This window comes from Hominimerdicola alba (assembly GCF_900112155.1).
Lineage (GTDB): Bacteria > Bacillota > Clostridia > Oscillospirales > Ruminococcaceae > Hominimerdicola > Hominimerdicola alba_D.
Genome location: NZ_FOKQ01000032.1, coordinates 1 through 24,623, shown reverse-complemented (window position 1 = coordinate 24,623; position 24,623 = coordinate 1). Strand labels below are relative to the sequence as shown.

Below are 24,623 nucleotides of genomic sequence, written 5' to 3'. Positions count from 1 at the left end.
TGTGATATGTTGTCTCTCATACGAAACTGCTTTATATCAGTAATCCCTGAGTTTTCTGATATATGCGAAAGTACGGCGTTCACCATTGTTTTTCAGCATCACAAGAAGTTTTTCCAGCATAGCCGAAGTCTCGGGGTGTATCATACGGCTTTTTTTGCCTTTCATGAAATAAGCCAGCGCAGAACCGTCATCATACTTATCTTTCATATAAATCTTGCTTGCCGCAACCCTGTCGCAGAACATCTCTTTGACATATTTTATCGGCACTTTCACGGGACTCATCACCCTTGTCACGGGGTCGTAGTCAGTCCAGTACTCAAAATGGTGCTTGTTGCGACCCTTGTGGTGCATCCATGCGTATGAAAATCCGTATTCGTCCCTTTCACCTTCATGTGGTGAGCGGTTGCCCTGGAAATATTTTACTCCGTAAGAGAATTCTTCGATCGAGAATTTAGACAGATCGTGGGTAAGCCCCTGTAGGGGTATACCTGCACGGAAACAGTTCTTCATAACCTCATGGCGGTGACGTGTGACTGTCCTGAAATGCTTCAGTGCTTTTTCACGGGTGACACGGTCCATAGCTGAACACTTCCTTAATTTTCGTGATGATTTTCGTAATTTTCGCGCCGCTAAGGCGCTTTTCTCTATCTATTATAACAAATCTGTGCCGATTTGTAAAGGGATTTTTATGCTTTTTTTCATGGAAATGTCTTTGGCATTTTCGCTTATATTTTTTTAAGTTTTCACATAACTATCAAATATACAGAGTATGATATAGACAAGATAAAGAGAGCTATAAAGAACATTTGATAATAACTTTTTTTCATATATTTTTTTCTCCAATTTCTCCACCTCTTCTTTCGTCTCGACCATGGTCAAAAGCTATGGCGGGACGAGGGAATGAAGGCAGGAAAGCAACTAAGAGATCCTCATATTTTTTCTTCATATATACTTCTATACTTCGCAGAAAACCTCGACGCAAGTCGGGGTTTTTTGTTTCCCTCGGGCAGACGTTGTTATGCATTTGGTATCAGTTGGTAGATTTGGTATACGAAATCTGTCTGGTGTGCGAGTTGGTTTTTATTATGTACAAGGCAGGAGAGTTTTGCATACGTTCGGTACCCAAATAGTGCGATGGAATGCGGTCGCATATTTTTGAAGAGTTCTGCATCGTTACTATAAAACAGACAAAGTGGAAAATTCAATATTTTTTTCACAGTATCTTTACTTTTGTTGTTGATTATGATATAATACAAATGATAAGCTCTTTGACGCAGTTGAGTGGTCATAGAGAAAGTTTCTCGCAGAATAAGGAGGATAACGACAATGGATAACATAAATTTGAGCGGAACACAGTGCGGACTTGTAACATATAAGATAAATGATGACATACTCGCGGAGGTGCTTGCGAATAACGGCATCACAGGTGTGGATTTTGACAGTGCATCCGGTGTAAGGACAGTCCGTGACGAGGACGGGCTGATTTTCGCGAAAGAGGGCGGCGAGACTGATCTGCCGCAGATGCTTTTCATGGCGTGGTCCGGCAGTGATCCTGCATCACTGAATGCTGAGGATAAAAGTGTTTTCGATGAAATGAAGTGTACTATTGGTGCACATGGCAGGGCTGATTGTCTTTCCTATAAGATAGTATCTGCAATCGATGATACTGCTGAAAGCAAGCTTAAAGCTGTAGCTGATCTTTTTGCAAATACTGATATCGCTGATAAGCTTGATATAACGGTTACACGCAGCTCCTATTCGGAGGGTGAGCAGACTTCGGGCACTTTCGGTTTTGAGCGCAGAGGTTTTAAAAACGGCAGTCAGGTCTTCTGGCAGCTGAATTTTGCAGGCGAAAGCTATTCCGAGGACAGCGCGGCACTTTTGTTCAAGGACGGCAGACTTTCCATAACTGACAGGAACGGTATCGAATGGGAAAAAAATCTGGCAGAAAAGTTTATGATATCCCTGAATGATGCATCGGCGATCGGCGGTGTGACAGTGCTTGAAAAACTCAGCTGTAAAAATATCGAAAAGCTGACACTTCTCCCTGTATTTTTGGAGATAAGCGATGGTGCGCTTATGGAGTGTGCTGATCTCAGAGAAGTCGATATCCTAAAAAAGAACATAGTCCTTGGCAGGGGATTTGCAGGCAAAGACGTTGTTATAGGCGGCTGCAAGGGCAGTACCGCTGAACATTATGCAAAAACTAACGGCGCTGATTTTATTCTTCTTGAAGAACCGGAGCGCAAGCCTATGGAGTTCGAGATAGCTGATGAAGTCTGCATAACTGCGGACGATTATTCGGTGCTCAGGGGTGAGGACAAGAACAGACTTACCCTGAACGATGTGGGATTCACCCTATATGAAGGCTGTTCGGACGACTTTGACTGCGAGATAATAACTATGACCTCATCTGAGGCGGCAGAATCGGGACTAACAGCTCAGCTTTGCAATTTCGGTCAAATGATAGATACCGAGACTGTCCGCAATGACAGAAACGGCTACATCAAGGCTACGATGATGAAAAGCTCAGCTCAGCAGGATATTTTCAGCTGTGTGCTGGAGATAGACCATGCAGGCAATATTATATGTATTCATGCCGAAAAGCAGTTCACTGCTGAGGATATGGAAAAAGGCGCCGAAAAAGCGATGTTTGCCCGCATGAAACAGTTGGGTGAAAGCGTTCGTTTCGGCAGCATTGCAGAACCCGGTACAGCGGCAGTTCCGCAGGCGGTTGTCGCAAAGGCGGAAACTGTAGTAGAAGAGATTCCCGCCGTTGAGCCTGAACTTGAAATCGCTGCAGAAGTGCCTGTAGTTGAAGAAGCCGCTATCCCTGAATATGAGCCCGAGATTGAATCTGCACAGCCCGCAGTTGAAGAAATTACGGCTCCCGAGTCCGAACCTGAAATCGTAGCAGAAGAGCCGGTAGTTGAGGAAATCTCTGCTACAGAACTTGATGCAGTGGTTGAAGAACCAGTAATTGTGGAAATTTCCACTCCCGTATCTGAAATTGCATCGGAAGAGCAAGTAGTTGAGGTTTTTTCTGCTATTGAGTCTGAACTCGAAACTGTGTCAGAAGAACCTGTAGCTGAGGAAATTCCTGTTGTTGAATCTGAACCTGAAATTGTGTCAGAAGAACCTGTAGCTGAGGAAATCCCCGCTATCGAGCAGGAGCCTGAAATCGTCGCAGCAGAAACGGATGATAATATCCCGGAAGCGGCTGCCGAGGTAGTCGGAGAGCAGAACGATACTTCCGATGACGAGATAATCGATGTTTCTCCGGAGGACATCACAGATGCTGAGGAAAGCGGCGCTGTAAATCTTGTAAGCGGTGCAAGGTTTGACCTTAATGAATATGCGTCCCAGATGCTTGTGATAGACATGGATTATCAGGCTGAAGAAGGTCTTGATATCGACGGTTATATATTCCTGCTGAACGACAGCGGCAAGGTAAGGAGCGATGCCGATCTTGTATTCTTCGGACAGAAAGCTTCCGTAGACAAAGCAGTGAACAATCACCCTCAGCATACAAGAATGTTTACAGTCGAGCTTTCAAAACTGGATGCAGATATTACCAAGCTGGCTGTGGCATTTGCCATATACGGAGATAAGGAAGGACAGGAATTCAGCCGCGTAAGCAAGCCTACAGTCCGTATAAGCTGCGGCGGTAAAGAACTTTGCAACTATGAGATACCCGGCCTCGATGACGAGCGCTCTGTAGTTGCTCTGGAGATATACAACAAGAACGGCTGGAAAGTAAAAACCATAGGTCTCGGTTTCAAACTTGCACTCAAAACTCTGTGCGGAAGCTACGGCGTAGATGTCAGAGACTGACCGTCACATAACTGTCACTCTGTTATCATTTTGATGTCGCCGTGTTGTCGCAAATGCCCGAAATTGCCCTAATCCAAGTTACTAATGTGAGATAATTTGTAATATATTCACTATTGACAGTAATTTAAAAATATGTTATATTTAAGTTGCAGTAAGACACAGACTCCTTTTGAGAGAACAGGTGTCTGATGTCGGTAGGCAAGAAAGAGAGAATAACACAGACAAAACCTTCAGGAGGTAGCATTATGGTAAAGAAGAATGTACTTACACCCGTATTGGCAGGTGTACTCGGTGTCGCAGTAGTCGGCTCCGGCGTTGGTTATTTTGTTTTAAACAAAAACGCAGATAAGGATAACGAGAAGACAAAGAGCCAGAGCTCTATCGTTGTTTCCCCTAAGCTGAGTGTTATGGCTGATAACATCAGCAATACTATCGGCAGAGCTGCTGATATCGCTAAGGGCGAAGTTGACTATGCTTATGAGGGCAGTTTCAGCGTAAGCTTCGGTCCTGCTCTTACAAATCAGATGGGCGTTGCTCCCAAGGAGATCGGTATGTCCGTTTCCAGCCAGCAGAAAGGCGGAAATGAAGGCGGCGATATCGTTCTGACATATGGCGGCGAGAAGCTGGTAACTGTTAATCAGGTATACAGCAGAGAAAACAGCGATGAAATGTATGTAAGAGTTCCCGAACTGTCTGACGCATATATCAAGGTAAACAAGTCAGAAGCTGAGGATTACCTGAAGGAATCCATGGGTATGGATCTTAGTCAGTATGCTCAGACTGCTGAGAATATAGACTTCGATACTGAGGCATTTGAGGCTGATCTCAAGGAATATGAGAAGGTATTTAAGGATAACTTCCCCGAGGCTAAGGAGGAAGGCAAGAAGACCGGCGATATCGATGGTGTTTCTTATGAGTATACTTCCAAGTCCTATGAACTGACAGTAGCTGACGGTCAGAAAGTTGCTACCGCAATTCTTGAAAAGGCAAAGACTGATGAGAATTTCAAGAAGCTGTACGATCAGGGTATGGAAGCTGCTAATCAGCAGACCGCTAAGTACAGTGATGATTCTGTACAGACACCCAGCTACGAAGAGACCATCGACAAGATGCTCGAAGAAGTTAAAGGCGAGATCGACGGCGAGGGTACTGTTGTACTCGAGACATATGAGAACGGTGACGGCGAGTTCACTGGTTTCACCCTGAAGCCTACTGATGAAGAGGGCGAGTTAAAGGTAATTACCGTAAGCAACGATAATGCTGAAGGTATGGATATGAATTTCTCTAGCGATGACAGCAATGTAAGCATTTACGGCGCACTGAAGAGCGAGAATGATACCGTTAACGGTACTTACACTGTTTCTGTTCTTGAGGGTGAAGAGCAGACTGCTAAGATAGTTTACACAATTTCTGATATGAAGAATGTTGGCGAGAACTTCGCAGGTACTATCAGGATTGATATTGAATCCAACGAGGAAGATTTCAAGTCTGCATGGATGGAGATCAAGTCTACTTCTACTGCTGATGATGTAAATATTTCCTTTGACTTCGGTTTTAATGGTGAGAATGCTTTCACTCTTAACATGACAAGCAAGAAGACCGAGGCTTCCGACGTTGAAGTTCCCGGCGGCGATGCTAAGATCTACAATGCTCTTGATGAGGAGCAGATGAACGAGTATCTGACTACCTGCGATACTGAGGGCTTCATGAACAAGCTCAAGGAAACTCTGGGCGATGAGATGTACAATTCTATGTTCGGTGGTTCCACTTCTTCCTACAGCAGCGGCAGTCAGTATGATTACGATGATGACGATTTTGACTGGGAAGCTTTTGAGAATGAGACCGCAACAGAGAGCTCTTCTGATCAGCCTGCATAATAACAAATATTCCATCAGACTGAATAATTGAATCAACGACACTCCTGCTTATAATGGCAGGGGTGTCTTTTTGTATTGGGTGTTAATATTCTGTAAGGTTATTTATTTAGAAAACTGTAACTGTTGACAATCGGTACTTCCAGCTGTATAATATAGTTATATTATTATTGAAAGGACTGATAGTATGGCAAGGACGGCTTTAGTCACAGGTGCCAGCTCGGGCATCGGCAGAGAAATCGCAAGAGAACTTGACATCCGCGGATTCAGGGTGATACTGACAGCCCGCCGTGAGGACAGACTTCGTGAGCTTGCTGCAGAGCTTCACGACAGCAGAGTCATAGTTTGTGACCTTTCGCGTGAGGAAGAATGCATTCGACTGCATGAAGAGGTCAGCGGAGAAAGAGTTACTGTGCTTGTAAACAATGCAGGTTTCGGCAAGCTCGGCGACTTCGATAAGATACCCCTTGAAGATGAGCTTCGCATGATTGATACCAATGTTACAGCAGTTCATATCCTTACAAAGCTGTTTTTGCAGGACTTCAAGGCAGAAGACAGGGGATATATCCTCAATGTTGCGTCTTCGGCGGGTCTTATGCCGGGCGGTCCCCTCATGGCGACCTATTACGCAACAAAAGCCTATGTTACCAGTCTTACGGGAGCTATCTATGAGGAGTTAAAAATGGCTGGAAGCCGTGTGAAGATATCAGCCCTTTGCCCCGGACCTGTTGACACCGAGTTCAATTCCGTGGCTAATGCTCAGTTCGGTGTGAAATCTATTTCAGCTGAATACTGTGCTAAGCGTGCGGTTGAGGGTATGTTTGCAGGAAAAATGATAATTGTTCCGGAGAAGACTCTTGCTGTTGCAACAAAGGCAGCACAGCTTTCTCCCCGCCGCCTGATACTTGCTGCAACCGGACAGCTTCAGTCAGACAAAAAGATCTGATAGCCTGTTTTGCGCGTTATTGATATTTTATATCATTGGTATTATAAGATTCTAATATAAGAAAAATCGGCACTTCCGAACTTCGGGAGTGCCTTTCTGTGCGATATTATGTTATCGTATCGCGATATTGAAGAAATATAGGAGAAAGTTTGTGAAAATTATAAAAAAAGTGAAAAATATACTGGACAAAAGCAGAGAAATAATGTATAATAGTAATATCAGAGTCTAGGAGAGTTTTTATGAGAGTAATAACAGGTTCAAGAAGAGGCAAAAAGCTGAAAACGCTTGAGAGCCTTGATACAAGACCAACCACTGATATGGTCAAGGAAGCAGTTTTTTCTGCGATACAGTTTGATGTGCCCGGTGCACAGGTACTTGACCTTTTTGCGGGCAGCGGTCAGATGGGTATTGAAGCCCTCAGCCGTGACGCAAAGCACTGCGTTTTTGTTGACAATAATGCTGCGGCAGTAGCGGTCATAAAGGAAAATATCAATGACTGCAAGCTTACTGCTGAATCCCGTGTGCTGAACATGGACAGCCTCGATTACCTTAAAGTGGCAAAGGGGCGGTTTGACATCGTTCTGCTTGACCCGCCTTACAACAAGGGTATCATCGAGAAAGTTCTGGGCAGTATAGATGCTCATCTCAGTGACAGAGCGATAGTAGTCTGCGAACACGAAAAAGAGCTTGAACTTGCCGATGAGTACGGCAGGCTGAAAAAACACAAGCGTTATAAGTACGGCAAGATAGCCGTTACAATTTTTAAAATACCGACAGAGGAAGAGTAAATATGAAGATCGCTGTATGCCCGGGTAGCTTTGACCCCGTTACGCTGGGACATCTGGATATAATCGAACGTGCTTCAAAGCTTTTTGACAGGGTCATAGTACTGGTCAGCTTTAACAGAAGCAAGAACAAGGCGATATTCTCTACCAAAGAGAGGATAGAGATGATAATCGCCGTGACCAAGGGACTTGATAATGTGGTGGTAGACTGCTATGATGGTCTGCTGGCTGATTATCTTAAAATGACAGGTGCTGAGGTCATCGTCAAGGGTCTGCGTGCGGTCTCTGATTTTGAGTATGAATTTCAGATGGCGCTTGCCAATAAGAAGCTTTACAATGATGCCGAAACAGTATTTCTTACCACCGCGGGGGAGAATATGTTCCTTTCGTCCAGCGTGGTCAAGGAGATAGCAAGCTTCGGCGGAGATATTTCGGGCTTTGTTTCACCCGAGGTGCTTGAAATGATAAAAAACAGGCTCTATAAGCCTGAGGATAAATAACCCCGAGAAGTACGGGGCAAATGAAAGGAAGTATTACTATGAGTGAAAACATCGATTATACCCCAATGAATGACCTGCTGGAAAGAATAGACGAAACTATCGATAACGGCGCGACCGTACCTTTTTCAAATAAAAAAATGGTAGACGGCGATCAGCTCCACGAACTGGTAGATGAAGTTAGAATGAGTATCCCTCCCGAGATAAAGAGAGCTCAGGAGCTGGAAGTTCAGAGAAAGGCTATCCTGGAAACTGCAAAGCAGGAAGCAGATGCTATCAGGAATTCAGCTACAAGCGAGAAAGAAAACGTTATGAAGGAAGCAAGAGCAGAGGCTGACAAGCTTGTTTCTCAGGAAGCTATAATCGCAAGAGCTGAGCAGTATGTAAAGGAGCAGGTGGACAGAGCAAATCAGGACGCTGAGGACATACTCAGCCGCGCAAGAGCTGAGGCTGAAAACATAATTGCAGATGCCAACAATAAAAGACAGAGCATACTTGATGCAATGATCGCGAATATCAATGCTACTCTGGGTGAAGCATCCGAGACCCTGCAGTCTGACGTTAACAGACTGTCCAAGAGCCTTGATGATGTTAACCGCATGAGAGATGCAATTATTAAGCTGAGTGAACAGGCATAAATATCGGTCGGGGATAATTTCCCCGACTTTTTTTGTTGTATTATGTACTAAGATACAAAAAAGCGGACAGTTAGAAACTGCCCGCTATATTTTTAACTATTAATCGTAGAACATTACAACAGGTGTACCAAGGGGTACATTCTCGTAAATGTACTCAGCGCCCTCGTAAGGCATATTGATACAGCCGTGAGAACCGTTCCACTGATAGATAGTGCCGCCGAAAGCGCCGCCTCTCCATGTGGAGTCGTGCAGACCTATACCGCAGAGTGAGACATTGTTCCAGTAGTTGCATGTGGTATCCCACTCTTCGCCGTCGGCGTTCCTGTCCTTCATACGCTTGTTGGTCTCTTTTGACCACAGCTTGTATACGCCTTCAAGAGTAGTTCTTGCCGCAGAAGTTGTCTGACCTGAAACTATGTCGCAGGTGTATTTCTTCTTACCGTTCTTGTAATACCACAGCTTCTGATTTGTCAAGTCGATCTCGATGTATGTTTTGCCGATATCGTCCTTTTCGGTTCTCGCAGACTCAACGCCTGTGTACTCAAATGAACCATCGCTGTAATATATCGGGTCGATGGATTCAACGTCCTTGCCCTCTTCAATCAGATTTTCAAGCTGTTCAACGGTAGCATCCTGCCAGATCCACCAACCGTAACGGCCGTCATCACTTTGCTCTACCTTTACTTTGCCCTGCATGGTCGATTTAAAAGTTCTTGTTTTATTCAGAGTGTCATACTTCTTTGCGAGGCCTTCGACATACTTCTCGACAGCCTTTCTATCAACGACGTAGTTGCCCATATCGTCCATCTCAATGAGAGAGAGCAGCGTTTTACCAGTGATAGTTTCTGTAGTGTAGTCAAAGTCATATGTTATGGATATATTGAACACCTTGTTCAATGCTTCGCACTGATCTTTGAAAGTTTCAGACGTTAACTGGGGGATATCATAGCAGCCCGTGCCGCTTTGGAGCTTGACTTCGAATTCGCCTTTGCCCAGCGCATCGACAACTGCTTCCTCCAGCTTATCCATATGTGTGATCTTATTTCCCTGAACTTCTTCATCGATGACATAACCCTTGTCTGTCAGTTCAAGCGAAGCATCCTGAGTTTCAACATCGCCCCAGTCCTGATCGTTCAGAAGCTTTTTGAGCTTCTCACTGTCATATGTGGATTCTTCGGTATAGTTGTAGTCAGTTCTGCCTGCATATCCTGAGAACCACGCGCCGTGATTTACCGTGTCATAAAGCTTCTTTACCTCGTCCTTAGCGTTACGGGTGTAACCGAAATCGGCAGGGGAGATAGCAATCTCCTTGCCGTCGATGGTAGTGACCTTGAACTCTTTGGGTATACTGTCAGCTTTAAGTTCCTTGACAGCTTCTTCGTAGGTCTTTCCGCTTACATCGACACCATTGATGAATGTATCAGCCAGAAATTTGTTCCTGTAATATGCTCTGCCAACGCCGTATGAGATACCTACTGCTCCCAGCAGAGCAACGATAGCCGTACCGCATATAAGAGCGGTCTGGTTCTTAACTTTTTTTCTGCCGCGTTTCCTGCTCCCGGCAGATGAGAGCTTTTTGCCGTAACCTGCAGCATCTGCGCCCATTAGTATTTTCCTTCCTTACATAAACACAAAACGACATTATTCTTTAAATTTATATAGTTTATTATACCACATACATAGTAGATTTGTCTAGTGTCGCACTTGGATTTTAAGAAAAAATCTTTAACAAATTTTGAGCTGTAATAAGGGTCATATATGTATATTTTTTGTGACGATACTTTTACTTGTCTAATTAAGTGTACAGCAAACAGACTGTCGGGCGTAAATACGCTGACAGTCTGCAAAAAGCTATCTTATCATATCTGAGAGCTCATCCATGAAGCTGCTCATATTTTTCAGAACTCTGCCAGCACGAGCTTTCAGCTTACGTTTGCCGCGCTGAGTTTTGCGTGCCAGACTATAAGCAATAGTTCCGACGGTAACTCCTGCATATATGCCTGTCATTAGCGATCTACCCATCATATTTACCTCTCCTTTCCAGATAGTAAAAAAATTGTTGCTTTTTTCAAAGATGTCCTGTTAATATTATGGTCAGCTTTGTAAAATAGATACTCGGAAATTTTATGTTGTCAATTATTTATATATTGCATGAACATGACAGATAACCTTTGGTTAATAGTCTTGATTTTGATATTTCTTACAAAAACTCCCAAAAATTTTATTTAAATTTTCTCTGTTAATCACTTTACATTTCAGCAAAAATAAGTTATAATAAAATTGTATAAGAATATTGTTTTATAAGGAGTAGATCACTATCATGGCTATGACAATGACACAGAAGATACTCGCTGCCCATGCAGGGCTTGACGAGGTCAAGGCAGGACAGCTCATTATGGCTGACCTCGACCTTGTTCTTGGTAACGATGTAACAACACCCGTTGCCATCAATGAGTTCAACAAGGCTGGTTTCAGCGATATCTTCAATAAGGATAAGATCACTATGGTGATGGATCACTTCACGCCGAACAAGGATATCAAGGCGGCACAGCAGTGCAAGCAGTGCCGTGAGTTTGCGTCGAAGTACGATATCACTCATTACTACGATGTAGGCGATGTGGGCATCGAGCATGCACTGCTTCCCGAAAAAGGACTTGTAGTTCCGGGCGATGCAGTTATTGGTGCAGATTCCCATACCTGTACATACGGTGCACTGGGTGCATTCTCTACAGGTGTAGGTTCCACTGATATGTGTGCAGGCATGGCTGCAGGCAAGACATGGTTCAAGGTTCCTTCTGCAATCAAGTTCAATATCGTAGGCAAGCTGCCCAAGTACAGCTCAGCTAAGGATGTTATCCTGCACATAATCGGTAAGATCGGCGTTGACGGTGCTCTGTACCGTTCCATGGAATTCATGGGTGAGGGCCTGAAGAACCTGACTATGGAGGACAGACTCTGCATGGCTAATATGGCTATCGAAGCAGGTGCTAAGAATGGTATCTTTGCAGTTGATGAAGTTACAAAGGAGTATCTCAAGGGCAGAACCGACAGAGAGTATAAAGTATATGAGGCTGATGCAGATGCCGAGTACGATGAGGAGTACACCATCGACCTCAGCACCATCAAGCCTACAGTAGCATTTCCTCATCTTCCTGAAAATGCAAGAACTTTCGATGATATCCCCGAGATCAAGATCGATCAGGTAGTTATCGGTTCATGTACAAACGGAAGGATCGAGGATCTTAGAGCGGCAGCAGAGATACTCAAGGGCAAGCGTGTAGCAAGCCATGTAAGATGTATCGTTATCCCTGCTACACAGAACATCTATCTTACAGCGATGAAGGAAGGTCTGCTGGAGATATTCATAGAATCAGGCTGTGCTGTTTCCGCACCTACCTGCGGTCCATGTCTGGGAGGACACATGGGCATTCTCGCAGCGGGCGAAAAGGCAGTAGCTACTACTAACAGAAACTTCGTAGGAAGAATGGGTCATCCCGAGTCTGAGGTTTACCTTGCTTCACCTTATGTAGCAGCAGCTTCGGCAGTGGCAGGACGTATAGCTCAGCCTGCGGACGTTATGTAATACAGCCCATACTACGGGTAATTTGAATCAAACAGATAGGAGGCGGGTTATGACTAACTATTTGGTAGATATTTTCTACGATACCGTGTCAGGTATCATTACGAAAAAATATGGCTCAGCATTTACTGATTCACAGCGCAGAGAGAAAATTCTCGCTTTTATCGATGACCTCAGAGTCGGAAATGTTTTCACCATCGAACAAACACAAGCTATCATTGACAAAAAAGGTTTCAACAATTTCTATACCGATTCTGTCAACGGCGTATCCTGCTTCCGTCTTGTTAAAGAGGGATTTTTCGGAAAGGCAAAGGTCTGCTACTTTATAACCCGAACCAAGGATAAGATGGATTCAACCTATCTTGAACAGGTGTATGAAGAACTGCGCAAGCAGGCAGCAGGCGAGAATGTCTTTAATTCCGACAGATATATTGAGTAAGTTGAAAGGAGTTTTCATAGAATGAAGGCTTGCGGAAAAGTACATAAATATGGGGATAACGTTGATACAGACGTTATTATCCCTGCCAGATATCTGAACACTGCAAACATGGAGGAGCTGGCACAGCACTGCATGGAGGATATCGACATAGATTTTGCAAAGAACGTCAAGAAAGGTGATATAATGGTAGCTAAAGCCAATTTCGGCTGCGGTTCTTCCAGAGAGCACGCTCCTGCTTCCATTAAGGCAAGCGGCATCTCTTGTGTTATCGCTAAGAGCTTTGCAAGAATATTTTACAGAAATGCCATCAACATTGGTCTTCCGATAATAGAATGTGAAGAAGCTTCCGAGAAGATCGAGGCAGGCGACGAAGTTGAGATTGATTTCGATTCAGGCGTTATCACCAACAAGACCAAGGGTGAGACCTATCAGGGTCAGTCATTCCCCGAGTTCCTTATCAAGATAATAAACTCGAATGGTCTGCTGAACTCACTTAAATAAGAATATTAATGCGGGTACTGCATCGTCAGTACCCGCTTTTTTTGTGTAAGAGTCCGAAAATATGTGCAATAAAAAATGCGCCCGATCATATAGTCGAGCGCAATTTTTGTTTAGATTATTTCCAGAGCTTTTCAGGATAAGCACCATCGGCTATCAGCTGAGAAATTGCAGCCTTAACTGATGGTTTGTCTTCGGCGTAGGTAACGCCGAACCATTTGTCTCGGCTTTCCAGCAGCTTGCAGTCTGCTTCGCCGTGCTTTATCATATAGTCGATACCCTCGGGAAGAAGAAATTCCGATGTCAGGCTTGTGCCGTTCTTTTCAAGGAATTCCTCGAAACGGCTGTTCAGTCTGTCGATGAATCCTGCAGGGCAGCCCCACATATTCATGGAAACGTAGCTGTCCTCGCTGAGCTCCTTAGTCTCTTCCTTGCCTGAAAGAACTCTTCCGTCAGCTTCGCGGCGGATATTGTAAGTCTCTTCAACATCAACAAGCATATTGTTGCCGTCCACCTTGCAGACACCCCTGTTTACAGCGCCGTTATCGCTGAGGGTGTTCTTCAGCACGAAACCTGCCATGGACATTTTCAGCTTGTCACCTGTCTGTTCTTCGGAAAGATAGTCATGCAGTATTTTGAAAGCCTCTTTGCCGTAGAAGTCATCTGCGTTGATCACAGCGAAGGGCTCGTTTACGATGCCTTTGCAGCAGCATACAGCGTGTCCGTGACCCCAGGGCTTTACTCTCCCCTCGGGAACTGTGTAGCCTGCGGGCAGGCAGTCAAGCTCCTGATACACGTAATCGACTTTTACCTGCGCGCCTATACGGTTGCCTATCATCTCATCGAAAGCCTCGCGTATATCGCGCCTGATGATGAAAACTACCTTGTCAAAGCCTGCACGTACTGCATCGAATATGGAATAATCCATTATTATCTCGCCGTTAGGACCGAAAGGTTCCAGCTGCTTTATACCGCCCTTGAACCTTGAACCAAGTCCGGCTGCCATTATTACCAGAGTTGCACTCATTATAATTTATCTCCTTGATTAATTTTTTATAGTATAAAAATATTCTTTTAAAATATTATGGCATATTTTAGAATGTTTGTCAATAGCAGTTATATGAAAAATCTTACCAAAAATTGCGGAATATTACCATGCATAAGTGATTTTTTTAAATTATTCCACAACTATTGAAACCTAAGGCAGCTTATGGTATAATAATGTAATAGAAGGAAACAAATACACGATATGAACCGGCAGATTTTTATCTTCGTACTAAAAAATGATCTCTGTGTGTATTAAATCAGACTTGAGATCATTATAATTAAAACTTCTGAAGACAGGCAGCAAAGCGTCGGGATATGTTGCTCTTATATATCAGAAAATGGAAAATTTGGCTAATATGCAAGATAATTCTCATATCCAAAAAATTTAACCATAAAATAATTCATTAATATATACTTGATTATTATTATTCAATGTGTTATAATTACAATGTGAGAATAATTTTTTTATATTGAATCTGACCGTTTTGGGGGTATAAGAATGTCAAGGATACTTGTAGTCGATGATGACAGCATGGCTGTCAGGATGATCGGATTTATATTGAAAAAAACAGGTCATGAGTGTATAGCTGCATCAAGTGGAGCACAGGGTGTTGAGCTTTTCAAAAGCGAAAAGCCCGATCTTATGCTTCTGGATGTTGAGATGCCTGGCGAAAACGGATTTGATGTGCTTGAAAGTATTCGTGGTGAAAACGGGATAAGCGATGCAAATGTCTGTCTGATGTCAGGTACTATCACAGATGAACTGCGTGAAAGGGCTGAAAAGCTGGGCGCAGTCGGATTTATTAGCAAGCCTGTTTCCGCTGACGAACTTATGAAAATTCTCAGCAGAACAGAGATCTGATAAAGGAGCGTGAGTATATGGAGCATTACAGAGTAGCTGTCATTGATGATGATAAAGGAAATCTTAAAGTCGCAGATCGTATACTCAGTCTTTACGGGTATACTGTTGACTGTCTTGATTCGGGTGAGGCTTTGCTTGATTATGTAAAGGAAAACAAGCCCGATCTTATTTTGCTTGACGTTCATCTGAAAGGTATGGACGGATTTGAAACTTTGCAGAAACTGAAATCAAACCACGAACTAAGGGATATTCCTGTTATATTTCTTACGGCGGATACCGAATCCGATACAGAAACAAAAGCGCTTACGGCTGGGGCATCTGACTTTGTTGTAAAGCCTTTTGTGGCATCGGTGCTTCTTTTACGTGTAAAGAATACCATTGAACTCAATAAGCTTCAGCGTGACCTTAAAAGCGAGGCTAAAAAACTCAGCTCCAGCATTATCGAGGAACACCGCAGGAATGAAAGATTATCCATGCAGGTAGTCCAGACTCTTGCAGGTGCAGTGGACGCAAAGGATAAGTATACCAATGGTCATTCTACCCGCGTAGCTGAATATTCAAGAGAGATAGCAAGAAGCGCTGGTCTTTCGGAAAAAGAGCAGGAGAAGATCTACATGATGGGTCTTCTGCACGATATCGGAAAGATCGGTGTACCCGATTATGTTATAAACAAGCCTACAAAGCTCACTCCCGAAGAATTTGATATGATAAAAACTCACCCCGGGGTGGGATATGATATACTGAAAAATATCAGCGAGATGCCTCAGCTTGCTGTTGCGGCGAGATGGCATCATGAAAGATACGACGGCACAGGCTATCCCGACGGGCTTAAAGGTGAGGATATCCCCATGGAAGTCCGCATAATCACAGTGGCTGATGCCTATGACGCCATGAGTTCTAGAAGAAGCTATCACGATGTTTATGCCCAGGAGTATATCAGGAGCGAGTTCAGGAACAATATGGGCACGCAGTTTGACCCGAAATTTGCTCAGATAATGCTTGATATGATCGATGAGGATACCGAATACAGCATGAGAGAGGATCCGGATTCCTATCGTGTAGGTGATAACGGCGTTACTGTTGAGCAGAATATCAATTCAGACAAAGAACTGGTATTCGGATTTTTATCCATGCTTGAAGCGGGCGGTCTTGATACCGCAATTGGCATGAAGTACTGCATGAATGATACCGAGTTCTATGCCGAGATGCTGAATGAGTACACAGGCAGTTCCGATGACAGGATAAGGCATCTTGAAGAATGTATAGCCTGCGGAAATGTCGAGCAGTACAGGGTATATGTACATTCTCTGAAAAGTGCTTCCAAGACGATAGGTGCTATTTCAATAAGCGAGAGTGCCGCAAAGCTTGAAGAAGCGGCTGTAAACGGCGACTGGAAGCTTATAGTCGATACAACGCCCGATGTTATAGCCGAACTTCGCGGAACAGTTGGCAGTATACTCATGGCAATGTCGATATACGGGCTGTGATGATATGATTTTAAATGGGCGGAAGTGCAGTGCATTTCCGCTCATATTTGTACCAAAGCAGATAAATAAGCTGAAAAATAAGGGGGCAGGTAAATGAAAGTGCTATATATCGATGCGACTGTAAGAGAGAATTCAAGAACTGCTGTGTTGGGTGAACTGGTGCTTGAAAAACTAGGCGGTGAAGTCACACCCGTGAAGCTTTGTGAGTACGATTTTCCGCGGACGGACGCGGCATATCTTGCTAAAAGGGACAAAGCCTGTGCCGCTTGTGATTTTTCGGATAAGATGTTCTTTCACGCCAGGCTTTTTGCCGAAGCCGATGTGATAGTTGTTGCCGCACCGTACTGGGATATGTCATTTCCTGCGGAGTTGAAACAGTTCTTTGAAGAGATAACCGTAGCAGGACTTACTTTTGAGTGCAGACCCGACGGCAGTTTCGGGGGACTTTGCAAGGCTCGCAAACTCTATTATGTCACCACAGCGGGTGGAACTATTTTTTCTGAAGAATACGGCTTCGGGTACGTTAAAGCCCTTGCCCGTGATTTCTACGGGATAGGGGAGTGTGTAATGTTCAAGGCAGAGGGTCTTGATATTTGGGGTGCAGATGTTGAAAGCATAATGTCAGCTGCCAAAGCGGATATAAGTAATAATTTGTGCAAAGGTACTTGAAATTCTCTAAAAAATAGTGTATAATATATGTGAGAAATTTGTTACTCAGACTAAAGAAAGGAAGGCGGAACATTATGAGCAAGGGTCTGAAAGTATTTATTATCGTTTTCGTGTCGGTCGTTGCAGCGATAGTGACTGCTGATATAGTAACGGAGATATTCAAAACAAAGCTGAATAAGTATTACTCCGTAGAACGGTAAATTTTCGGCTGCCATTTTTAGGCAGCCTTTTTTGTTAGCTATTTCAGCACAGGTTTTAAAGGTGAGATAATTTTGAAAGAGCAGAATGCTAAACCGTCATGGAAAGGCTGTATCATATTCGGGATAATTAATATCCTGCTTGTGCTTTTGTGCACTAAGCTGAATATCATGCTTGTCAGCACGGTTATGATGCTGCTGATAATTGTTGGCGCAGCGGTCTCGGCAAAGTCGGTGAAAGAGGATCATGACGCGGGATATAAGCTTTCAGCGGTTGGCTGTGCCATCGGTGTACTGCTGAACTTTGGTGCAGGTGTGCTGTATGTGGTGAATATCCTCATGGGACTTGTGAATATGATAATGAAGTTCATAACAACAGTATTTTAAAAAGAGATAAAAGAAACAGGAGACAGAAAATGTTATACAATGTAAAGGAAGATACTTTAGAAATCGATGGAATGAGTATTGACTACGTTGCTTTTGGCAGCGGGGGAGATGTCATGGTTATAATACCGGGGCTTTCTCTGAAACGTGTTAAGGGTACGGGATTTACACTGGCGGTGATGTACAGGCAGTTCACCAAAAAGTTCCGAGTTTATATTTTTGACCGCAGAAAGGTTATCCCCGAGAACTATACTGCAGAGGATATCGGTGATGAGATAGCTGCGGCTATGAATGCCATCGGGCTAAAAAATGCCTGTGTTATGGGCGTATCTCAGGGCGGTATGGCTGCTCAGTATCTTGCCATAAAGCATCCTGAACTTGTGAAAAAGCTTGTACTGGGAGTCACCCTTTCACGCAATAATGACATTGTACGAGGTGCTGTGGATGAATGGGTCAGTCTGGCAGAAAAAGGTGATATCGACGGACTTGTTATCAGCACCATGAAGTATAATTATCCCCCTGAAAGGTTTGAAAAATTTAAGCTGATAATGCCTGCGCTGGTCAAGGCGGGACGTCCCAAAGATCCCCAGACCTTTGTGCGCATGACGAAAGCCTGTATGACCTGTGATACTTATGACAGGCTTGAAGAGATAAAATGTCCCGTATTGGTCATAGGTGACAAGCAGGACAGGATTGTTTCGCCCGAAGCTTCAAAGGAAATCGCCGAAAAACTCGGCTGTGAGCTTTACATGACAGAAGCCTACGGACACGGCGCATATGAGCAGCCAGAATTCAATGATAAGGTCGCTGAGTTCTTCGGTGTGGAAAAATAAGGAAAGTTTTCACAGATAATTCAGATAAATAACGCATTTTTCACCCACAGGCATGGTATTATGATAAAATAACGAAAGCTGCGCGAAAGTATAATACTTTTACGCTGAGAACAGGAGGTATGTTATGGGCCGCGAGCAAAAATTCGATGAGCTGTTCACCGAGGTGATAAACTCACCTGAACTTGAACTGCCTGCACTCAGTTCCGACGAAGTGGAGATGGTATACAGTCACACAAAGCAGCTGATAGGCACTATGGTGGAGTACAAGGAGCTTATGATGATGTACACCTGTGCTATCAAAGAGGTCAAGACCAAGTTCGATGTGCTGAACACCGAATTCAATGTGCGTTATCGCCGCAATCCCATCGAGTTTATCAGCACCCGTCTTAAAAGAACCTCGAGCATCGCTGAAAAGCTTCAGCGCAAAGGTCTTGCTATGACACCGGATAATATTGAGCAAAACCTCAGCGATGTTGCAGGTGTCAGAGTAATTTGCGCGTACATCGATGATATTTATTCCATAGCCGATGCACTTATCCAGCAGGATGATATAACCCTCATCGCTCGCAAGGATTACATCGCTTCACCTAAGCCCAACGGCTACCGCAGTCTTCACCTGATAGTCAGCGTGCCTGTATTCTTCGCAGAAGAGAAGCGTGATATGCGTGTTGAAGTCCAGATACGAACCATAGCTATGGATTTCTGGGCAAGCCTTGAACATCAGCTGAAATACAAGCAGGCAGTTGAAAACGAGCAGGAGATAGTTGACAGGCTCCGGGACTGTGCCGAGGTCATCGCAAGCACAGACCGTGAGATGCTGAGTATCCGCAGTGAGATAGAGATGGCAGCGGATATCCCATCCGAGGACGATATACTTTTTGAGAAGATCAAGAATTTTGATGTTCCGATTTATTGATGTAAAAAGTGCGTTCGTTACATAGCGGATATCAATATAATAGTTTTGCCCCGAGGCATTTTAAGTGCTTCGGGGATTTTTGCTTTTTATGCTAAGACAAATTGTGCTTTGTGTGGATAGCTGGTTAGTTTACCTTCTTCCAATTGGTCGAGAAAATAGCGAGTTATCGCCATTGATTTCAGGTACGGCAATAATTATACGAAAATAGTTTGAGCGTGGACATTTGTGATTGCCCACGCTCGTATTTTTATTAGCGATGAGTGCGTCGACCGCGTGCCGCGCATTTTAGACGCTGAGGTCATAACAGAAGCAGAATCTTCGCTATCTACTCACTAAAATATGTTTGTCAATTAGCTACGCCGTTGCCCTCAAGAAATTCGTAACGGTAGCGCATAAGTTCCATCTGCTGCACAGTAAGCTTGTGCTCGATCGCATAGTTAATGCATTCCTGAAGCTGAAGATTATCTAGAAGTCCGAAAGAAAGGACACGTTCCAATAATGAATCATCATAGTATGATGTTGCATAGCAAACAGCTTCAACGATGTTTCTTTTTAAATAGTCACTGCAGTAGTCAGATGTATCATAGAAGCATATAGCACAGGGAATCTTATACTCGGGCTTATTAAGCATAGCAAATGTTGTTGAAGATTTGCTGCAGACGAAATTCCAGAGACGCCTTTCAGGACAATCGCCAGCTTTGACAGCCCAGGTAAACTTGACGTTCAGTATTCTGCTTCCATCTACGATCTTGAGCTTTGCTCCGTCGGGAAAACCATTTTCACCCAGATGACCATTAGGGCTGATAATGTTTATCTCCGGCTCATGACAGTTAACAAAGGCATTTTCTCCGATGTAGTTTACTGTAGAAGGTATGGTGACCTTTTTCAGCTCGCTCCTCCAGCGAAAAGCACCGTTTCCAATTGTTTTAAGACCGTATGGCAGTGTTACAGCGTTCACTCCGCCGCATTCAACAAAGGCTTCGTCTGCTATGACTTTGACTCCTGCGGGTATAGACAATTCTTCTGCGGAACCGCCGTAGCTTATAAGATACTTGCCGGAAAGGATATTCATTTCTTTATCGCTGTGCTGTTCAAAGCCTGTGCCGGAAAATACTTTTTTTCCGATACGCTCAATGTTGGGTGGAAATTCAATATGGATAAGAGAAGCACATTCCGAGAATACTCCGTCACCGATAGTTTTCAGACTGTAAGGCAGGGTAACACTTTTCAGCAAAGGGCAACGCTCAAAAGCATTATCCTGAATATCTGTAACAGTTTCGGGGATTGTTACATTCTTTAACTCTTCGTTATATGCAAAAGCATGATCGCTGATAACGCGTACACCATCGGGAACGGCAGTACTCTCATCCTTGCCCATGTAGCGAACAAGGACGTGTCCCATGATAAGATAGTCTGAGAAGCAGTAAGTCATCAGCCCGCTTTTTGAGAATGCGTTCGCGCCGATTTCTTCAATGGTATCTGGAACATTAAGCTTCATAAGCTTGCGGCAGTCCTCAAAACAATTTTTTTCTATGACTTTCAGTCCTGATGGAAGCTTTACGTCAGCAAGTGATGTACAACCGCTGAATGCGCTTTTTCCGATGGTTTTTACGCTATCGGGTATAGTGATGGATTTCATGCACGCGCAGCCTTGAAAGCAGCTTACAGGTATTCTTTCAAGGGTTTCGGGAAGACGTATATCATTAAGAAGAAAACACTCGGAGAAAGTGCTTGTTCTGAGTTCAGTAAGGGAATCGGGAAGATAGACCTTGGAAAGCGAATCGCAGCTGCGGAAAACTGAATCACCCATTACAGTCACACCATCGGGGATAGTTATCTCACGGAGAGATTCACATTCTCTGAAAGCGCCGAATTCAATGGTGCGGAGAGTATTCGGCAGTTTGATCCTTTTAAGGCGTGCACATCCCCAGAATGCTTTATGCTTAATTATAGTAAGACCTTCGGGCAGTTTCACTTCCTCTATATGAACGCAGCCAAGGAAAGCACCTTCCTTGATGCTTGTCACCCCGTTTGGAACAGTAACGATCTTATCGTTACCGCTGTAAGAGATTAGTTCACCGTCAAGTATTGTAAAATTTTCATTAGCCATCAAGCGTATCTCCTTCCTTAAGTCCCCGGGCGGCTAATAATTAGTAACATTCGGAAACTTGTTAAGCACGTGATCGATATTTAGTAAAAATATAAATATAATAGTTATCGGGTGTTTTCGGCACGACCCGATACTGAAATTAAAAAGATAAGTCTTTTAAGAAAATAAAATTCCGATTTAGGAATTTTGATTGTAAACGTATTCAGACTTGGTGTGAATACATGTCCTGCCATGAAAGACTACACCTGAAACGTTTAAGTAATGTTCAAATCAGTAGAGACATATTATCGCAGTAATGATCTTCATGGTAGTATATCGTTAAACGGTTTGAACAAAATTTGAACGAACGCGACCTTGCAATATCAAATAAATTGCAGGCCTAGTGGAATCAGAAAATCCTTAACAGATAAGTCTGATTTTTTTGAAGTGCAGACTGTTGTTTGAGAAAGCATTTTTTCGTACAGGACGATCACAGATTTTACTAGAAAAATCTCCATTTAAATTATAACAGCTAATCGGCGAGACGTCAAGATTTTTTTATGAACTTTGCGATATTATTTGGTAAAACTTTGTACTTGACATTTACTAGTTAATCGTTTATAATTACCATAAATTCGTGAAGGCGTGTTTTGAAGTTGTCTGCAAAATATGAACGTTATATTTATTATTGTTTAAAAATGATTATCATATGGTGTCGGATTATATGAAACCTGTACATCATTCACAAACAAGGCTTGTATATCTCTCGGCTTTAACCTTTTCGGTTAAAAAGTAGTGGAAATATATGGAAAATAGATGGTTTTAATTGTCATATATCACATTTGTTAATAGATTATTTCTACATTTCATACAATATTTTACGCTTTTCACGATTTGCATTTAAAGTATGTTGATTTTGCACAATCGAATTTATAGAAACAACAATTTTTAACCGATTACTGTAAAATTAGATGGAAAATAATGGCAGATGCTCTTGTGCGCATATCTTTATTACAAGATATTAACATTGTGTTTCATCTGTGTGAAATGCTTATCATCACTTGACGCGGAAATTATTGAACCTATATCTTTTGCATAAAGCAGTTTTATGCGAAAACGATATTTTGCCTTCGTTTGTAAAAAGTCCTGTCTTAAACTGGAAATTGTCCAAAAGCAGTCGAATTTGGTTCACGTTTGATTAATAGGAGGTCTTATATGGAAAAAAGAATAATTGACATCTCGCAGGAGTTATTTAGCTGTGCTGTTTTCCCCGGAGATCAGCCACCCGTCAGAAAAACAGCAATGAGCATTAAAAATGGAGATATCTGTAACCTTACAGAACTTTCGCTTTGTGCACATAACGGTACGCACGTTGATGCTCCTTATCATTTTCTGGCCGACGGTATCACTATTGATAAGATCTCTCTGGATAAATTTGTAGGAAAATGTTATGTCTTCCATCATGACGGCGATGTTACAGCAGAAGATGCGAAAACGATGTTGGATCGCTGTGATGAAACCTGTGAAAGACTCCTGATAGGTGGAAAGTGCACAGTTACTGCTGCCGCAGCAAAGGTTTTCGCTGCGGCAGGACTTAAACTCATAGGAAACGAAAGCCAGACTGTCGGTCCTGAAGATGCTCCAAAAGAAGTTCATCTGGTGCTGTTGGGTGCAGGCGTTGTCCTGCTTGAGGGAATTCGTCTTCAAGGTGTTGCAGAAGGCTCGTATTTACTCAGTGCTGCACCAATAAATCTGGGTGGCTGTGACGGTGCGCCTTGCAGAGCGTATCTTATTGAAATATAGTTCTGAAACACTTCCGTTTTATCGGAAGTGTTTTTTGACTAAATGACCAAACCTATTTTTAATCTGTTTAATTAAATTGTCCGTTCTTTGTGCATTATATACTATTTACGCTTAAATAATACGCTGTTGTCTAAAAAAACTGAACAAGTTTTAATATACTTTATACCCGAAAATAATTATTGAGTTTTGCGTAATGTACAATACACCACGTTAATTATTATGGGTTTATGTAAATTGATACAAAGAATGAACTATACTGTTGACTTTTTGTTTGAGTTGTGGTATTATGACAATAGTAAGGAAGGTCAGCGTATCGCGAATGAATCGTGGTGCGGTTTTTTAAATACTTTTCTTTTGTTAAATGAATTAATGACGTGAATGTATGATGAATGGAGGTATGCAGAATGAATAAGGTGATCGTTAGAAAGTTTACAGCTCTTGCAGCAGCGATGATGTGTATTAGTACAGCAGCCGTGTCTGCATACGCTTCTCCTGTGATCGTTGATGAGACAGAACGCACACATTCAACAGTTGTTCTTGATAAGCCTGTTCTTGTTGAAGAGACCGAGCGTCAGGTCTATGATGTTGTTGAGTTCCTGCCAGGAGATGTGAACGGTAACGGTAAGGTAAATGTTACTGATATCACTCTTTGTGTTGCTCACGTTAAAGGCATCAGGCTGCTTGATGATATTTCAGCTGCCGATCTCAACGGTGACGGTGTAGTTGATGTTACCGATATTAATTTACTTTCTGCTAAAGTCAAGGGGAAAGGTTAAATTTGTTTAATTAGTCCCCGGAATACTGGGGGCTTTTTTATGCCCAAAAAGAACAGCAAACAGAAAAGTCATTTGACGTATCTGCTTGCTGTTCTTTTTTTTATTCGGTTTCTTCAGGTGTCTCTATGACTGCGTCAGTTAATTCGTCGTAGATTTTGTTTTCTTCCGTATAGTAATTAGTCTCTCCTCAACAAGCCTCTAAAATCCATGGCATACCGGCTGGCGATATGAGAAGCGAATATTTATCACTATTTTCCAGAAGCGCAAAAGCATCGCCGCCAGGCGGTCGATGTTCATTGCGATAACGCTGAGAACTATCGATGCTCTTGTTGTGTCTTCTCTTTTTGTGAGCAGCAGACCAAGACCGAATTTGCGCTTTGCGAGACTGAACTTACGCTCCACTTCGATCCTGTCGGTATTATCTTTATATGCTGCCTTCTTTTCAGCCTTGCTGTCGGCGTAATTCTTC

24 protein-coding genes are annotated in these 24,623 nt (G+C 43.1%); 18 read left to right on the top strand and 6 right to left on the bottom strand.

Going from position 1 to position 24,623, the window contains the following annotated elements:
• Positions 1-36: 36 nt before the first annotated feature.
• Positions 37-579: a DUF5662 family protein gene (locus BM265_RS15010; protein ID WP_074962817.1), complete on the bottom strand. Its 543-nt coding sequence runs from the start codon at positions 577-579 to the stop codon at positions 37-39.
• A 747-nt stretch (positions 580-1,326) separates the two neighbouring features.
• Between BM265_RS15010 and BM265_RS15005 the strand changes: the two genes are divergently transcribed.
• From BM265_RS15005 to BM265_RS14980, 6 genes are all read left to right on the top strand, one after another.
• Positions 1,327-3,834, top strand: coding sequence for a TerD family protein (locus BM265_RS15005; protein WP_074962815.1), 2,508 nt, complete (start codon positions 1,327-1,329; stop codon positions 3,832-3,834).
• 245 nt (positions 3,835-4,079) lie between these two features.
• Positions 4,080-5,711, top strand: a complete 1,632-nt coding sequence (locus BM265_RS15000) for a hypothetical protein (RefSeq protein WP_074962814.1) — start codon at positions 4,080-4,082, stop codon at positions 5,709-5,711.
• Between the two features lie 184 nt (positions 5,712-5,895).
• On the top strand, positions 5,896-6,654 hold the full coding sequence (locus tag BM265_RS14995) for an SDR family NAD(P)-dependent oxidoreductase (RefSeq protein WP_074962812.1): 759 nt from the start codon (positions 5,896-5,898) through the stop codon (positions 6,652-6,654).
• Positions 6,655-6,893: 239 nt separating this feature from the next.
• Complete coding sequence (rsmD, locus tag BM265_RS14990; protein WP_074962811.1) at positions 6,894-7,442, top strand: 16S rRNA (guanine(966)-N(2))-methyltransferase RsmD; 549 nt, start codon at positions 6,894-6,896, stop codon at positions 7,440-7,442.
• Positions 7,443-7,444: 2 nt separating this feature from the next.
• Positions 7,445-7,939, top strand: a complete 495-nt coding sequence (coaD, locus tag BM265_RS14985) for a pantetheine-phosphate adenylyltransferase (RefSeq protein WP_074962809.1) — start codon at positions 7,445-7,447, stop codon at positions 7,937-7,939.
• Positions 7,940-7,977: 38 nt separating this feature from the next.
• Positions 7,978-8,574 (top strand): hypothetical protein, encoded by a 597-nt coding sequence (locus BM265_RS14980; protein ID WP_074962807.1) that lies wholly within the window; start codon positions 7,978-7,980, stop codon positions 8,572-8,574.
• A 99-nt stretch (positions 8,575-8,673) separates the two neighbouring features.
• Here the strand turns inward: BM265_RS14980 and BM265_RS14975 are convergent, their stop codons facing one another.
• Both BM265_RS14975 and BM265_RS20205 read right to left on the bottom strand, forming a co-directional pair.
• Positions 8,674-10,179, bottom strand: a complete 1,506-nt coding sequence (locus BM265_RS14975; RefSeq protein ID WP_074962805.1) for a L,D-transpeptidase family protein — start codon at positions 10,177-10,179, stop codon at positions 8,674-8,676.
• 246 nt (positions 10,180-10,425) lie between these two features.
• Positions 10,426-10,599: a hypothetical protein gene (locus BM265_RS20205; protein WP_177219607.1), complete on the bottom strand. Its 174-nt coding sequence runs from the start codon at positions 10,597-10,599 to the stop codon at positions 10,426-10,428.
• A gap of 295 nt (positions 10,600-10,894) precedes the next feature.
• Here BM265_RS20205 and leuC point away from each other — a divergent pair, with 295 nt between their 5' ends.
• The 3 genes from leuC to leuD are packed head-to-tail and all read left to right on the top strand — an operon-like array spanning position 10,895 to position 13,094.
• Positions 10,895-12,157, top strand: coding sequence for a 3-isopropylmalate dehydratase large subunit (gene leuC, locus BM265_RS14970; protein ID WP_074962803.1), 1,263 nt, complete (start codon positions 10,895-10,897; stop codon positions 12,155-12,157).
• A 49-nt stretch (positions 12,158-12,206) separates the two neighbouring features.
• Positions 12,207-12,593, top strand: coding sequence for a hypothetical protein (locus BM265_RS14965; protein ID WP_074962801.1), 387 nt, complete (start codon positions 12,207-12,209; stop codon positions 12,591-12,593).
• Between the two features lie 21 nt (positions 12,594-12,614).
• Positions 12,615-13,094, top strand: coding sequence for a 3-isopropylmalate dehydratase small subunit (gene leuD, locus BM265_RS14960; RefSeq protein ID WP_024856284.1), 480 nt, complete (start codon positions 12,615-12,617; stop codon positions 13,092-13,094).
• 115 nt (positions 13,095-13,209) lie between these two features.
• Here the strand turns inward: leuD and BM265_RS14955 are convergent, their stop codons facing one another.
• Positions 13,210-14,118, bottom strand: coding sequence for a nucleotidyltransferase family protein (locus BM265_RS14955; RefSeq protein WP_074962799.1), 909 nt, complete (start codon positions 14,116-14,118; stop codon positions 13,210-13,212).
• Between the two features lie 519 nt (positions 14,119-14,637).
• Between BM265_RS14955 and BM265_RS14950 the strand changes: the two genes are divergently transcribed.
• The 7 genes from BM265_RS14950 to BM265_RS14925 all read left to right on the top strand — a co-directional run bounded on the left by BM265_RS14950 (position 14,638) and on the right by BM265_RS14925 (position 19,486).
• Positions 14,638-15,000 (top strand): response regulator, encoded by a 363-nt coding sequence (locus tag BM265_RS14950; protein WP_074962797.1) that lies wholly within the window; start codon positions 14,638-14,640, stop codon positions 14,998-15,000.
• Between the two features lie 17 nt (positions 15,001-15,017).
• Positions 15,018-16,487, top strand: coding sequence for an HD domain-containing phosphohydrolase (locus BM265_RS14945; protein WP_074962796.1), 1,470 nt, complete (start codon positions 15,018-15,020; stop codon positions 16,485-16,487).
• Positions 16,488-16,580: 93 nt separating this feature from the next.
• Positions 16,581-17,156, top strand: a complete 576-nt coding sequence (locus tag BM265_RS14940) for an NAD(P)H-dependent oxidoreductase (RefSeq protein WP_074962795.1) — start codon at positions 16,581-16,583, stop codon at positions 17,154-17,156.
• Positions 17,157-17,230: 74 nt separating this feature from the next.
• Positions 17,231-17,356 carry a hypothetical protein gene (locus tag BM265_RS20930; protein ID WP_278287954.1) on the top strand — a complete coding sequence of 42 codons (126 nt, stop codon included), beginning with the start codon at positions 17,231-17,233 and terminating at the stop codon, positions 17,354-17,356.
• 72 nt (positions 17,357-17,428) lie between these two features.
• Positions 17,429-17,740, top strand: a complete 312-nt coding sequence (locus tag BM265_RS14935; RefSeq protein ID WP_074962793.1) for a hypothetical protein — start codon at positions 17,429-17,431, stop codon at positions 17,738-17,740.
• A gap of 29 nt (positions 17,741-17,769) precedes the next feature.
• On the top strand, positions 17,770-18,570 hold the full coding sequence (locus BM265_RS14930; protein ID WP_074962792.1) for an alpha/beta fold hydrolase: 801 nt from the start codon (positions 17,770-17,772) through the stop codon (positions 18,568-18,570).
• Between the two features lie 124 nt (positions 18,571-18,694).
• Positions 18,695-19,486 (top strand): GTP pyrophosphokinase, encoded by a 792-nt coding sequence (locus BM265_RS14925; RefSeq protein WP_074962790.1) that lies wholly within the window; start codon positions 18,695-18,697, stop codon positions 19,484-19,486.
• Between the two features lie 346 nt (positions 19,487-19,832).
• Here the strand turns inward: BM265_RS14925 and BM265_RS14920 are convergent, their stop codons facing one another.
• Complete coding sequence (locus BM265_RS14920; protein WP_074962788.1) at positions 19,833-21,596, bottom strand: leucine-rich repeat domain-containing protein; 1,764 nt, start codon at positions 21,594-21,596, stop codon at positions 19,833-19,835.
• Between the two features lie 1,194 nt (positions 21,597-22,790).
• On the opposite strand from BM265_RS14920, the gene BM265_RS14915 reads away from it, so the two are divergent.
• Positions 22,791-23,378, top strand: coding sequence for a cyclase family protein (locus BM265_RS14915; RefSeq protein WP_074962787.1), 588 nt, complete (start codon positions 22,791-22,793; stop codon positions 23,376-23,378).
• A 404-nt stretch (positions 23,379-23,782) separates the two neighbouring features.
• Complete coding sequence (locus BM265_RS14910) at positions 23,783-24,154, top strand: dockerin type I repeat-containing protein (protein WP_074962785.1); 372 nt, start codon at positions 23,783-23,785, stop codon at positions 24,152-24,154.
• 198 nt (positions 24,155-24,352) lie between these two features.
• On the opposite strand, the gene BM265_RS14905 is transcribed toward BM265_RS14910, so the two are convergent.
• Positions 24,353-24,623, bottom strand: a 271-nt coding sequence (locus BM265_RS14905) for a transposase (protein WP_143098746.1), incomplete at its 5' end; no start/stop codon positions are given.